The sequence below is a fragment of the Paraburkholderia sp. JHI869 genome (assembly GCF_038900775.1).
GTDB lineage: Bacteria > Pseudomonadota > Gammaproteobacteria > Burkholderiales > Burkholderiaceae > Paraburkholderia.
The window spans coordinates 91,623-104,773 of record NZ_JAYMSC010000005.1 but is presented as its reverse complement, the minus strand read 5'-3'; the positions used below and the strand labels follow the sequence as shown (position 1 = coordinate 104,773).

Genomic DNA, 13,151 nt, shown 5'->3' with positions numbered 1-13,151 from the left:
ATGAATCCTCCTCTCGCGCCTGCCACGGGCAGTGCCGGACTGCGCGAGCGCGTGGTGTGGTCCGAAGGCATGTTTTTGCGGCCGCAACATTTCCAGCAGCTCGAGCGCTATTTCGAGCGCTATGTGCACTTGCGCTGCGCGCCGCTGCAGCGCTTTCTGTGGGGCTTCGCATCGCTGCAGATCGACGAGGAGGCGCTGGCGCTTGGCAAGGTGATGCTGCGCGCGGCAAGCGGCATCCTGCCGGACGGCACGCCGTTCGACTTCTCGCATCTCGACGAGGCGCCCGAAGCACTCGAGGTGAGCGCCGATGTGCGCGACGCCACGGTCGTGCTCGCGCTGCCGGCGTCGCGCAGCAGCAGCGCACAGGTGACGTTCGGCGGCGGCGATCGCGCGCTGGCGCGCTATGTGGCGCACGAAGCCGAGATCGCCGATGTCAACGAGGTCCGGCTGGAGCCAGCGCTGGTTCAGTTAGGACGACTGAAACTGAAGCTCGCGCTCGCCGCCGAGGTGGACGACGACTGGTACGCAATGGGTGTGCTGCGCGTGGTGGAGCGGCGCACTGACCGTCAACTGGTGATCGAGGAAACGTATATTCCGCCGCTGCTCGATGCACATGCCCACCCGCAGCTCGCGGGCTATGTGCAGGAGCTCGACCGGCTGCTCTCGCAACGCAGCGAGCTGCTGGCGGGGCGTCTCGCGCAGGCGGGGCGCGGCGGCGTGTCGGAGGTCGCCGACTTCCTGCTGTTGCAACTCGTCAACCGTTACCTCGCGATCGCGTCGCACACGGCGCAGACGCCGGGCATTCATCCGGAGCTGCTGTTTCGCGACTGGCTCAAGCTGGCCGCCGACTTCGCCACCTTCACGGCGGCTTCACGGCGGCCCGAGGTGCTGCCCGTGTATCAGCACGACGACCTGCGCGCGACCTTCGGCGCGCTTTTCGCGGAGCTGCGCCGCTCGCTTGCGACGGTACTCGACCAGCACGCGCTGCAGATCGCGCTCGAAGAAGCGGGCAACGGCGTGCGGGTCGCCGTGATCGCCGACACGTCGCTGCTGCGCGATGCGGGCTTCGTGCTGGCCGTGCGCGCCGATATTCCCGCCGAGAGCGTGCGTGCGCGCTTTCCGTCCCAGATCAAGCTGGGCCCGGTGGAGCGCATTCGCGATCTGGTGCAACTGCAGTTACCGGGCATCGCCGTGCGGCCGCTGCCGGTCGCGCCGCATCAGATTCCCTACCACGCGGGCCACAGCTACTTTGAGGTCGACAAGGGCGGCGACCTCTGGCGCCAGCTCGAACGCTCAGGAGGCCTCGCGCTTCATCTTGCGGGTGACTTCCCGGGCCTTGCGATGGAGTTCTGGGCGATCCGCGAGATGCGCGCAGGCGGCGTGCGCGCAGGCGACGCGCGTGAGCGAGACATCCGATGAATCCGCTCAACGATCCCGTCTCCGCCGAACGCGCTTCCGGACACGGCGCCTTCACGGCCTCGCGTTCCGGATTCGGCCCGGCGCCTGGCGACGACGCGTGGCAGGCGGACGCGCTTCACGAGCAGGCGCACGGGTTCCCGGGCCCGGCGGCTTCCGGGGACGGCGGCAATCCTCTCGTCGCGGCGGCCAACGCGCTGCTGAACCTGATCCCGCAGATCCGCTACACCGTGCACCACCCGAATCCGGCGTGGCTGCGCGAGCATCTCGCCAACGAGATCCGCCAGTTCGAACAGCGCGCGCGCGATGCGGGTGCGTCGCCCGAGCAGATCGGCGCGGCGCGTTATTGCCTGTGCACGGCCCTCGACGAAGCCGCGGCGCTCACGCCATGGGGCGGAACGGGCGACTGGTCGGCGAACAGCCTGCTCGTCGCCTTTCACAACGAGACGTGGGGCGGAGAAAAATTCTTCGAACTCCTCAATCGTTTGATGCAGCAGCCACGCGAGCAGCTGAATCTGCTCGAACTGCTCTACTACTGCCTGGTGCTCGGCTTCGAGGGACGCTATCGCGTGCTCGACAACGGCCGGGCCCAGCTCGACGACCTGCGGCACACGCTTGCGCGCACGATCCGCAGCGTACGCGGCGACTACGACGCGGCGCTGTCCACGCATTGGCGCGACGAGATCGCGCGCGAGGGCCCGCAGCGCTTCGCCGTGCCGCTCTGGGCCTGCGCCGCGTTGACCGTGCTGCTGGGCTTCGGCGCCTATGTCGGGCTCGATCTCGCGCTGGCCGGCCGCTCCGACAAGGCGTTTGCGATGATTGGCCGTCTGCAGGTGCCGGGCGTGCGCCTGCAGGCGGCCGAGCCGCAGGCGGTGCGCCCCGTGCCGCCACCGCGCCTTGCGGGCTTTCTCGCTCCGGAGATCGCCGAAGGTCTCGTGGAAGTGCGCGATCTCGCCGACCGCAGCGTGATCGTGCTGCGCGGCGACGGGCTCTTCGAGTCCGGATCCGCCAGCGTGATCGACCGTTATCAGCCGACGCTCGCCCGTGTCGCGGCGGCGCTCGCGCAGGTGCCTGGCGCAGTGGTCGTGGCCGGGTACACGGACAACGTGCCGGTCCATAGCGCGCGCTTTCCGTCGAACTGGGATCTCTCGGTCGAACGCGCGCAGGCCGTCGCAAGCATCCTTGCCGCGCGTCTTGGCGACAGCACCCGCGTGCGCGCCGAAGGACGCGGCGCCACCGATCCCGTCGCGCCGAACGACACCGCGGCGAACCGCGCGCGCAACCGGCGCGTCGAGATCACCTTGCGCGGAGCGCCGCCGAAGCTCGCGACGCCGGGCTCGGGAGACGCTCCGTGAGCCGCGTCGCGAAAATCGCGCTGCTGGGGGCGCGCGTCTGGGCCTTGATCGGGCTGGTTGCGCTCGCGGCGCTGATCTGGCTCGTCGGACCGTTGATCGCGGTGGGTGCGTACCGGCCGCTCGACAGCGCCGTGGCGCGCGTGCTCGTCATCGTGCTGCTGTTCGCGGTGTGGGCCGGCCGCGCGGGGTATCGGCACTGGCGCGCCGCACAGCTCAACGCGCAGTTGCTGAGCCAGTTGCGCGAGCCCGTTGAAGAACGCCCTACGCACGCGGAGGAAGCACCGCACGCCCAGGAGCTGCGCAGCCGCTTCGACGAGGCCGCGCGCCTGTTGCGCAACGCACGGCTCGGCGCCGCGCAGGGCGGGCAGGGCACACAGGTCGCTCAGGGCCTGCGGGGACGCACCCGGCGCTGGTTCGAACGGTTCACGCGACAGTATCTTTACCAACTGCCGTGGTACGTCTTCATCGGCGCGCCCGGCTCGGGCAAAACCACGGCGCTCGTCAACTCGGGGCTGACGTTTCCGCTCGCGGAGCAGTTCGGCAAGGCCGCGATCCGCGGCGTGGGCGGCACGCGCCACTGCGACTGGTGGTTCACCAACGAAGCCGTTCTGATCGACACGGCCGGCCGCTATGCGACGCACGAAAGCAATCGGGCGCTCGATCAGGACGAGTGGTCGGGCTTCCTCTCGCTGCTCAAGAAGTATCGTGTGCGCCAGCCGCTGAACGGGGCGCTGCTCACGATCAGCGTCTCGGATCTGCTGGGCGCGACGGAGGTCGAGCGCACCGCGCACGCCATGGCGCTGCGCAAGCGCTTGCAGGAGTTGCGCACGGAGCTCGGTATCCAGTTGCCGGTCTATGTGCTCGTGACGAAGGCGGACCTGCTGTCCGGCTTCAACGAGTATTTCGCGCGCTTCAATCGCACCGAGCGCGCACAGGTGTGGGGCTTCACGATCGCGCTGGCCGAGACCGAGGCGCGCGACTTCAGCCTGCGTACCGTGTTCGATCGCGAATACCGGCTGCTGCACCGGCGCCTGAACGACGCGCTGCCGGAACTCTTCAGCGCCGAACCCGACGCGCGCAGGCGCGAGCTCATCTACTCGCTGCCGCAGCAGTTCAGCGGCCTGCAGGAGGTGCTCGGACAGTTCGTCGAGCAGGTGTTCTCGAGCTCGCAATTCGATTCGATGCCGCTCCTGCGCGGCGTTTATTTCACGAGCGGCACGCAGGAAGGCACGGTCTTCGACCGCGTGATGGGCGGCATCAAGCGCTTCCTGAAGATCGACGGCGTGCCGCCTGCGCCTCATGCGGCGGCGAGCGGGCGCAGCTTTTTCCTCAAGGACCTGCTGCAGGAGCTCATCTTCAAGGAGGCGCGGCTCGCCGGCACCGATCTGCGCTGGTACCAGCGCCAGCGCATGCTGGCGCTGGTCGGCTACGCGCTCCTCGCACTCCTGCTGGCGGGCGCGCTGGCGGCGTGGGTGGGCAGCTACGCACGCAACCGCGCGTACCTCGCGGCGATCGAGGCGAACGTGCCGCAGATCGATCACGCGCTCCAGGGCGTGACCATCACCGACGCCGACAATATTGCGCGCGTGCTGCCGATGCTCGACGCGATTCGCAACATCGCGCACGTGGATGGCGTCGATCCGGCCAACCCGTCGCTCGCGTACCGCTGGGGACTCTTCCAGGGCGACAAGGTGCAGTCCGCCGCTGAGAACGTCTATCACCGCGCGCTCGACGAACTGCTGCTGCCGCTCGCTGCGCGGCGCCTCGAAACGGCGGTGCGCGACGCGCCGCCCGACGACCCCGCCTATCTCTACGCGGCCCTCAAGGCGTATCTGATGCTCCACGACACCGCTCATTACGATCCGGATTTCGTGCAGGCGGTCCTCGATCTCGAGATCGCCTCGGCGCCGGGCGCGAATCTCACGTCCGCGCAGCGCAACGATCTGCGGGCGCACATGGCGGCGCTCTTCGCGGGCCGCGTGGTGGTTTCGCCATTTGCGCAGAACGAGCAGATGGTAGCCGGCGCGCGCGAGAAACTCACTCGCCTGACCTTCGCGCAGCGCCTCTATGCGCAGCTTGCGCGTACGCTGCGGCCCGCCGCGGCGGCCTGGGACGTGAGCGCGGCACAGATGGCGGGCCCCTCGGGCGCACTGGTGTTCCGGCGCGCGAGCGGCGCGAGCCTGAGCGACGCCGTGCCGGGCCTGTTCACCTACGACGGCTACTGGAAGGTCTTCGACCGGCGGCTCGCGGCGGCGGTCGATGCGTTCGGCCGCGACGAAGTCTGGGTGCTCGGGCTGAGCGCGCCGGAAGCCGCGACACCAGTGCAGGTGAGCGCGCGGGCGAAGGACGTGCGCTCGCTCTACTTCGACGACTACATCCGCCGATGGGACGGCTATCTCGGCGATCTGCGCTTGCAGAGCACGTCGACGCTTGCACAGACGACGCAGATCGCCCGCATTCTCTCGTCGCAGGACTCGCCGCTCGCGCGACTCGCCGATGCCGCCGCGCGGCAAACGACGCTCTCGCAAAGCGTGAACACGCCGGGCGGCGCGAGCGGACTCGCCGCGAACGCGCAGGACAAGGTGAACCAGGCGCGTGAATCGTTGGCGCAGATCCTGGGGCAGCCGCAGGGCGGCGGCGACGCAGCGGGCGAGTCGAACCGCCCCGAAGCGGTGGTCGACGCCCACTTCGCGGACCTGCGCGAGTTCAGCAGCCTCGCGGCGGGCGGCGCCGGCGGCGCGAATGGCGCAAGCGGCACGAGCGCGGCGCTGGCGGCCGTCCTCAAGTCGATCGATGGACTCTATACGTGGCTCACGGCAGCTGACGCCGCACTGCGCGGCGGCGGGACCCCGCCGCAGTCGGACAGCGCCGACCAGATCCGCGCCCAGGCGGGCCGCATGCCCGCGCCGTTCCGGCAGATGCTGGGCGACCTCGCGAACGCCGCGCAGAGCAACGTCACGCGCAACGTCGACCAGAATCTCGCGCAAAACGCGTCGGTCAACATCGGCGACTTTTGTCGCCAGGCGATCGCGGGGCGCTACCCGTTCACACGCGGTTCGACACGCGACGTGGCGCCTGGCGACTTCGCGCTCATGTTCGCGCCGGGCGGCCTGATGGACGACTTCTTCCAGAAGAACCTGCAAAGCCGCGTAGATGCGAGCGTCCAGCCGTGGCGTTTCATCGGCGGATCTGGCGGGTCCGGTGACAGCGGGCTGCTCGCGTCGTTCGAGAAGGCCGCGGTGATACGCGACGCGTTTTTTCCTGGCGGTGCGCGCGAGCCGACCATCAAGGTGGAGATCAAGCCGCTCGACATGGACCCGGAAATCTCCGAGTGGACGCTCGACGTGGACGGCCAGCAGGTGCGCTACGCGCATGGGCCGCAGGCCCCCGTCACGGTGCAGTGGCCGGGGCCGCGCGGCATGAACCAGGTGAGCCTGCAGATCACCGATCAGTCGGGCGCGACCGACGGCTTCACGATTCAGGGGCCGTGGGCGCTGATGCGCCTGTTCGATCGCGGCGCACCGGCGCGTGCTCAGGCATCCGAGCAAATGGTGGTTGGCTTCAACGTGGATCATCACGCGCTCGCCATGCAGGTGACGGCGGACAGCGTGCGTAATCCCTTGCGTCTTACCCAACTGGAGTCGTTCTCGTGTCCGGGGAAATCATGAACGGTCCCTGCATCGGCGCTGAATTCGGGTTGCCAGCGTGGTATGGCAAGTTGCCGGGGGCGGGCGACTTCGTGGGCCGTCGCATGCCGGGCCAGCTCGCGCGCACCTGGGAGCGCTGGCTCGCGCAGGGCATGGCCTCGGCTCGCGCGGGCCTCGACGTGCGCGCGCCGGTCTGGCGCTTCGCGATTCCCGCCGGCAGCGGCGACGGCTGGGTGCAGCTCGGTTGCGTCGCGCCGAGCCACGACCGCGTCGGGCGGCGCTATCCGCTCGTCGTCGCACAGGCCATCGCACCGTCCGCCCACGCGGGCTACGGGAGACCCGGCGAGCCAGCGCTCGCTTGCGCCGACGCGCGCATCCGGGCGATGGACGCCATCGTTCAGGACGCGATCCGCCGCGCGCATGGGCCGGAGGAGTTCGATCTCGCGCTGGCCGAGGGGCTGCGCGACGGCGCGTCGCGCGGCCCGGGAGAAGGCGCGCGCGACGGCACTCACGAGGCCACGGCGGCGGATGGAGGCTGGCCGAACCTGTGGGAGTACTTCGACCCGAACGGCATGACGAGCTTCTGGTGGACCGATGCCGGACACGGCGCGCCACGCACCGACGTCCACACGGGCGGGCTCGACACCGCGCTGTTTCAGCGGCTCTTCGGTGAGCCGGGCAGAGGCGAGCGATGACACACGCTGCCCCGGAGAACGTGCGGCGCGGCGGCGCGCGTGCCGCATATGGAGGAGAGACATGACCGAGTCGCACTACGTCGAAGCGGCGGCACACGCCGCGCCGCCTGGCGCCGATGGCGTGCGGCCGTTGCCGAACGGCCACCGCCTCGCCGGGTTCGAGCTCGACTCGGTGCTGGGCAAGGGCGGCTTCGGCATCGTCTACCGCGCGTTCGACCGCACACTGCAGCGCGCGGTCGCGATCAAGGAATATATGCCCGCGATGCTCGCTTCGCGCGCCGGCGACTTCACGGTCGCACTGCGCGCGGCGCGTTTTTCGCAGGCATTCGACGCGGGCCGCGCCGCGTTCCTGAACGAAGCGCGGCTGCTCGCGCAGTTCGACCATCCGGGGCTCGTGAAGGTGCTGCACTTCTGGGAGAGCCACGGCACCGCCTATATGGTGATGCCGTTCTACGAAGGCCAGACGCTCGAGCAGCTCCAGAAGCGCGGCAAGCAGATGAGCGAAGCGGCGCTGCGGCGCCTGCTCGCTTCGGTGCTGGGCGCGCTGGACGTGCTGCATCGCGCGCAGTGCTTTCACCGCGACATCTCGCTCGACAACATCCTCATGCTGCCCAACGGCAACCCGGTGCTGCTGGACTTCGGCGCGGCGCGCAAGCTGATCGGCGACATGGTCGACGAGACCGCCATGATGCTCAAGCCCGGCTACGCGCCGATCGAGCAATACACCGACGATCCCGCGTTCAGGCAAGGACCCTGGACCGACATTTATGCGCTGGGTGCGCTCGCGTATGCGCTGATGACCGGCGAACTGCCGCCGGCGGCGGTGGTGCGCAGCATTCAGGATCAGTACCGGCCGCTGGCGGGCCGTGAAGCCGCTGGCCATGACGGGGAGCACTACGGCGAGCGCCTGCGCGCCGCAATCGATCACGCGCTTGCGCTGCGCATCGAGGACCGGCCCGATTCTGTCGGCGCATTTGCCCAGGCGCTCGACTTGCACGAGGTTTCGCCAAGCGTGTTCGTGCCCGCGGGCTATGACGCGCCCGCCCGCGCGGCAGGCATTGCCGCTGACGTCGGGGGGGCGAGCGCGCAAGACGACGCTACGCACGAAGCGCCCGCGCCGCGAGGAGCAACACCCGCCGTAGAGGCGGCGCCTGCGCCTGTCGATGCCACTGCCGCGAACGAAGGTGAGGGAGCGGAAACACCGCCGTCCGTCGAGGCCCCGTCGCATGACGGCGCGGCGCCGCAAGCGCAAAACGCGTCACCGCGAGAGGCCGCTCACGAGCAAGTTGCTCCACAACTGGCCGCAGAAGTCTCCGGGGAGACTGGGGAACGCCACGAAAGTACGGTATCCGAAGCTTCACATCGGCAGTTCAGTTGGCGCATGTTGCGCATCCCTGCGCTGGTCCTGCTGCTCATCCTCGTAGTGGGTGTTCCCGTTCTGCGCTTCGCGATTCATGCGCCGCCCGTTCCCCGGCCGGCGGTCGCGAGCCGCAGTGCGCCACCCGCGCCTGCGAGCCATGCGCCCGCACTCGCGCAGGCGCTTCCCGGCGCCAATGCGCCGGGGCAGTCGTCCGCGCAGGCGCAGCAGCAGCCGGGCGCGTCGGGCTTGATGCCCGCCGCGCCTGCGATGACCACCGACACGACGGTGGTGGAAGTCCAGGCGGGCAAGGACAAGCCCCTCAACGCGACCGATGCGGCCACCGCCGCCGCGGCCACGGTGCAGCCAGCCCAAACGAACGCAGCGGCCCAGCCGCCCGCTGAAGCGCACGCCTCGCCTGCGGTGTCCGACGCATCCGCGCCGGTCGTCGCGCAGGCGCCGCGCTCTTCGGTGCGCACGCCCGCGCCGCTGCCGCCCGTGCGCGTGCACTTCCAGATCGTTCCGTGGGGCGAGGTCTATGTCGACGGCGTGCGGCGCGGAGTCAGTCCACCGTTTCGCACGGCGAGTCTGGCGCCGGGCACGCATCGCATCGAGATCCGCAACGGCTCGTCGAAACCGTACGTGCGCATGGTGACGCTCGATGCGGGCAGCGCGCCGCTCGAAATCAGCCATACGTTCGAGTAATTCCCGCAAGGAGACCGCACGATGATCGACACCCTGCTCGCACCGATCAGCGCCGACGCGCCGTGCGGACCGGACCTCGAATACGACGCCGACTTTCTCGCGCTTCAGCGCAGCGCGGCCGGCAAGCCGGACGAGCAGTACGGCGAGACCCGCATCGCCGCGCAGCCGCCCGCATGGCGCGACGTGGAGCGCATCGCGCTCACACTGCTCGCGCGCACGAAGGATCTGCGCGTCGTCGTGCCGCTCACGTATGCGTGGATCGACAGCCGCGGTCTGGAAGGCTATGCCGACGGGCTGCGTCTCACGACGTCGCTGCTCGACGCGTACTGGGAAGCGCTGCACCCCATGCTCGCCGTGGACGGCACGCCCGATCCGCTGCCGCGCTTCAACGTTCTCGCCGAGCTTGCAGGCCCGCAGGGCTGTGCGCGCGCAGCACGCGAGCAGCCGCTGCTCGGCACTCTGAGCGTGAGCGCGGCGCTCGACGTGCTGCGGCAAGGCGACGGCGTCGATGGAGGGCAGGCAAACACCTACGCCGGCGGACGCGAGCGACTCGTGCGCGAGTGGCGCGACGCGTTCGAGTCGGCCAGCCCGGCTCTGCACGCGGGGCTCACGATCCGGGAGCATCTCGCGCATTTGCGGCGCAGCGTGAGCGAGCGTCTCGGCGACGCGTGGACGCTCGATGCGAGCGCGCTCGAGCGGCAGCTCGCCACCCTGGCCGCGGCGCTGCCTTCGGGCAGGACAACGGCAGCGGCGCAGGAAGCCGCGCCGGGAGCAGGCGGCCAGGAACCGCAACCCATGTCGCAGCGGTGGGGCGCTGCGCGGCCGCCCGCCGCCAGCACCGCCAGCACCGCCAGCACCGCCAGCACCGCCAGCACCGCCAGCACCGCCAATGGCGCCAATGGCGCTGCTTGGCGCGACGCCGAAATATCGAGCCGGTCCGACATCGACGTCGGGCTCGAAAAGATGTGCCGCTACTTCGAGCTGCACGAGCCGAGCCATCCTGCACCGATCTTTTTGCGCCGCGCGCAACGCCTGCTCTCGCTGAACTTCTACGAGATCTTCCGCGACATCGCACCGGAGAGCGTGCGAGAGCTCGACCATCTGAGTGGTCATCGCAACGAATCGCCGCAATGATGCGCGGCGATGCACGACAGCGCGCGGCCCCGGATGCGCAAGGGCCGCGCACGGATCAATGCAGGGATCGATACGGTAATCGACCCCGTGAAGCGCACGGGTTGCGCGGGAGCTGACTCACATGTCTCGACACAAGTCATCGGCAGGAGCCCAGAAGTTCATCGGACGCAATCGCGCGCCCCGCGTGCAGATCGAATACGACGTCGAGCTCTATGGCGCCGAGCAGAAAGTGCAGTTGCCGTTCGTGATGGGCGTGCTGGCCGATCTCGCCGGCAATCGCGGCGACGCGCTGCCCGAGCTGGCCGAGCGCCGCTTCGTGGAGATCGACGTCGACAACTTCGACGACCGCATGAAGTCGATTGCGCCGACGCTCGCGTTCGAGGTGCCCAACACGCTCACGGGCGACGGCGTGCTCGGCGTGGAGATCGCGTTCAGCAGGATCGACGACTTCTCGCCCGCCGCGCTCGCGCGCAACGTCGAGCCCCTGCGCCGCCTGCTCGAAGCGCGCACCCAACTCGCGAACCTGCTCTCGTACATGGACGGCAAGCGCGGCGCGGAGGCGTTGATCGCGCGAGCGCTCGGCGATCCGGCGCTGCTGGCCGAGCTTTCCAGGCCAAGGGCACTCCCTGGGCCGAAAGATGCGGATGACCCGCCGCAACACGGCAATGATCCAACGCACGAACCCAGGCACGACTAAAAGCAGGAGGACGAACATGAGCCGGACCGAGCCGCAAAACGCGCTGCAAAGCCCAGTCTCCACCTTGCCCGCAACCACGCTCAACGGCGACCAGTTCGCCGTTCTGCTGGAGCGCGAAATCAGCCCCAAGACCGAACTTGCGCGCGAGACGGTGCAGCATGCGGTGCAGACGCTCGCGCGCGAGGCGCTCGAGCACAGCGGCAGCGCGACGCTGTCGTCGGACGCTTACGAGGGCGTACGGCAAGTGATCGCCGCAATCGACCAGAAGCTTTCCGCGCAGATCAACGCGATGCTGCATCACCCCGAGTTTCAACGTCTGGAGGCCTCGTGGCGCGGGCTGCACTACCTCGTGAACAACACGGAAAGCGACGAGATGCTCAAGATCCGCGTCATGCCCGCAAGCAAGAAGGAGCTGGCGCGCATGCTCAAGCGCCACAAGGGTATCGCGTGGGACCAGAGCCCGCTCTTCAAGAAGATCTATGAAGAGGAATACGGACAATTGGGCGGCGAGCCGTTCGGTTGCCTCGTGGGCGATTACTACTTCGATCACAGTCCGCCCGATGTCGAAATGCTGCAGTCCGTCTCGAAGATCGCGGCGGCGGCGCACGCGCCGTTCATCGGCGGGGTATCGTCCGCGCTCATGCAGATGGACTCGTGGCAGGAACTCTCGAATCCACGCGACCTCACGAAGATTTTCCAGAACACGGAGTACGCCGCCTGGCGCAGCCTGCGCGAATCGGAAGACTCGCGCTATGTCGGGCTCGCGATGCCGCGCTTTCTCGCGCGGCTGCCATACGGCGCACGCACCGACCCCGTCGACGAATTCGAGTTCGAGGAGGAAACCGACGGCGCGCGGCACGATCACTACACCTGGACCAACGCGGCCTATGCGATGGCGGCCAACATCAACCGCTCGTTCAAGCTCTACGGCTGGTGCTCGGCGATTCGCGGCGTGGAGTCGGGCGGCGCGGTCGAGAATCTGCCATGCCACACGTTCCCGACCGACGACGGCGGCGTCGATCTCAAGTGCCCCACCGAGATCGCGATCAGCGACCGGCGTGAGGCGGAGCTTGCGAAGAACGGACTGATTCCGCTCATTCACCGCAAGAACTCCGACGTGGCGGCTTTCATCGGCGTGCAGTCGCTCTACCAGAGCGCGGAGTACCACGACCCCGATGCGACAGCCAACGCCCGGCTCTCCGGCCGGCTGCCGTATCTGTTCGCGTGCAGCCGTTTCGCGCATTACCTCAAGTGCATCGTGCGGGACAAGGTGGGTTCGTTTCGCGAGCGGCCGGACATGGAGCGGTGGCTCAATGACTGGATCATGAACTACGTGGACGGCGACCCGACAAACTCGTCGCAGGAGACCAAGGCGCTCAAGCCGCTGGCCGACGCGAGGGTGGAAGTGGAGGCCGTGGAGGACAACCCCGGCTACTATTCGGCGCGCTTTTTCCTGCGGCCGCACTATCAGCTCGAAGGACTCACGGTGTCGCTGAGGCTGGTGTCGCGGCTGCCGGCAGTGCAGGCTTCAAGTTGAAGAGGATGACTGATCAAACGAACCCGGCAGCGTGATTCGCGGCCGGTCTCGACAGGCAAACAGGCAGGCAGACGGGAGAACCGCAATGGGCGTGGCGATGTTTATGAAGGTGGACGGCGCGACCGGCGAATCCGCCGACAAGCAGCACACCGGCTGGAGCGATATCCAGTCGTTTTCGTGGGGCGCGACCCAGCCGGCGGCGATGGCGACGGGTGGTGGCGGCAACGCGGGCAAGGCGAACTTCGATGACCTGGTCGTGAGGGCATACATGGACAAGGCGACGCCCGCGATCATCAAGCATTGCGCGAGCGGCAAGCATCTCTCGAAGGTGGAGATATCGTCGTGCAAGACGGGGGGCGAGCAGATCGAGTTTTCGCGGGTCACGCTCGAAGAGGTGATCGTCACCGCGGCGCGCGTGGTGGGCGCCGATGCGAGCGACGCCACCGACCGTCTCCTGATGCAATACGCCTTCCAGGCCGCGCGCGTGAAGAAGCAGTACTGGGAGCAGAACGCGAACGGCGGCAAGGGGCCCGAGGTCACGATGGGCTGGGACATCAAGAAGAACAGCGAAATGTGAGGCCCGCATGCCGAGTACTTCCCATCTTCTG

General features: G+C 68.6%; 9 protein-coding genes. All 9 read left to right on the top strand.

Annotation, left to right across the window (positions count from 1 at the left end):
• On the top strand, positions 1-1,419 hold the full coding sequence (gene tssK / locus VSR72_RS11540; protein ID WP_342952506.1) for a type VI secretion system baseplate subunit TssK: 1,419 nt from the start codon (positions 1-3) through the stop codon (positions 1,417-1,419).
• Positions 1,416-2,771 carry a DotU family type VI secretion system protein gene (locus tag VSR72_RS11535; protein WP_342952505.1) on the top strand — a complete coding sequence of 452 codons (1,356 nt, stop codon included), beginning with the start codon at positions 1,416-1,418 and terminating at the stop codon, positions 2,769-2,771. The genes tssK and VSR72_RS11535 overlap by 4 nt, the downstream gene beginning before the upstream one ends.
• Positions 2,768-6,439, top strand: coding sequence for a type VI secretion system membrane subunit TssM (gene tssM / locus VSR72_RS11530; RefSeq protein ID WP_342952504.1), 3,672 nt, complete (start codon positions 2,768-2,770; stop codon positions 6,437-6,439). The genes VSR72_RS11535 and tssM overlap by 4 nt, the downstream gene beginning before the upstream one ends.
• Positions 6,436-7,113 (top strand): type VI secretion system-associated protein TagF, encoded by a 678-nt coding sequence (gene tagF / locus VSR72_RS11525; protein WP_342952503.1) that lies wholly within the window; start codon positions 6,436-6,438, stop codon positions 7,111-7,113. Before tssM ends, tagF begins: the two co-directional genes overlap by 4 nt.
• 61 nt (positions 7,114-7,174) lie before the next feature.
• Positions 7,175-9,175 carry a protein kinase gene (locus VSR72_RS11520; RefSeq protein ID WP_342952502.1) on the top strand — a complete coding sequence of 667 codons (2,001 nt, stop codon included), beginning with the start codon at positions 7,175-7,177 and terminating at the stop codon, positions 9,173-9,175.
• Positions 9,176-9,196: 21 nt separating this feature from the next.
• Positions 9,197-10,309, top strand: a complete 1,113-nt coding sequence (gene tssA, locus VSR72_RS11515; RefSeq protein WP_342952501.1) for a type VI secretion system protein TssA — start codon at positions 9,197-9,199, stop codon at positions 10,307-10,309.
• 121 nt (positions 10,310-10,430) lie between these two features.
• Positions 10,431-11,006 (top strand): type VI secretion system contractile sheath small subunit, encoded by a 576-nt coding sequence (gene tssB / locus VSR72_RS11510; protein ID WP_342952500.1) that lies wholly within the window; start codon positions 10,431-10,433, stop codon positions 11,004-11,006.
• A 16-nt stretch (positions 11,007-11,022) separates the two neighbouring features.
• Positions 11,023-12,543, top strand: coding sequence for a type VI secretion system contractile sheath large subunit (gene tssC, locus VSR72_RS11505; protein WP_342952499.1), 1,521 nt, complete (start codon positions 11,023-11,025; stop codon positions 12,541-12,543).
• An 85-nt stretch (positions 12,544-12,628) separates the two neighbouring features.
• On the top strand, positions 12,629-13,120 hold the full coding sequence (locus VSR72_RS11500) for a type VI secretion system tube protein Hcp (RefSeq protein ID WP_342952498.1): 492 nt from the start codon (positions 12,629-12,631) through the stop codon (positions 13,118-13,120).
• The last annotated feature ends 31 nt before the right edge of the window (positions 13,121-13,151 follow it).

Bases quoted from the DNA above. Each gene is read 5' to 3' on its own strand.
- tssK (WP_342952506.1), top strand. From the start codon at position 1: ATGAATCCTCCTCTCGCGCCTGCCACGGGCAGTGCCGGACTGCGCGAG.
- VSR72_RS11535 (WP_342952505.1), top strand. From the start codon at position 1,416: ATGAATCCGCTCAACGATCCCGTCTCCGCCGAACGCGCTTCCGGACAC.
- tagF (WP_342952503.1), top strand. From the start codon at position 6,436: ATGAACGGTCCCTGCATCGGCGCTGAATTCGGGTTGCCAGCGTGGTAT.
- VSR72_RS11520 (WP_342952502.1), top strand. From the start codon at position 7,175: ATGACCGAGTCGCACTACGTCGAAGCGGCGGCACACGCCGCGCCGCCT.
- tssA (WP_342952501.1), top strand. From the start codon at position 9,197: ATGATCGACACCCTGCTCGCACCGATCAGCGCCGACGCGCCGTGCGGA.
- tssB (WP_342952500.1), top strand. From the start codon at position 10,431: ATGTCTCGACACAAGTCATCGGCAGGAGCCCAGAAGTTCATCGGACGC.
- tssC (WP_342952499.1), top strand. From the start codon at position 11,023: ATGAGCCGGACCGAGCCGCAAAACGCGCTGCAAAGCCCAGTCTCCACC.
- VSR72_RS11500 (WP_342952498.1), top strand. From the start codon at position 12,629: ATGGGCGTGGCGATGTTTATGAAGGTGGACGGCGCGACCGGCGAATCC.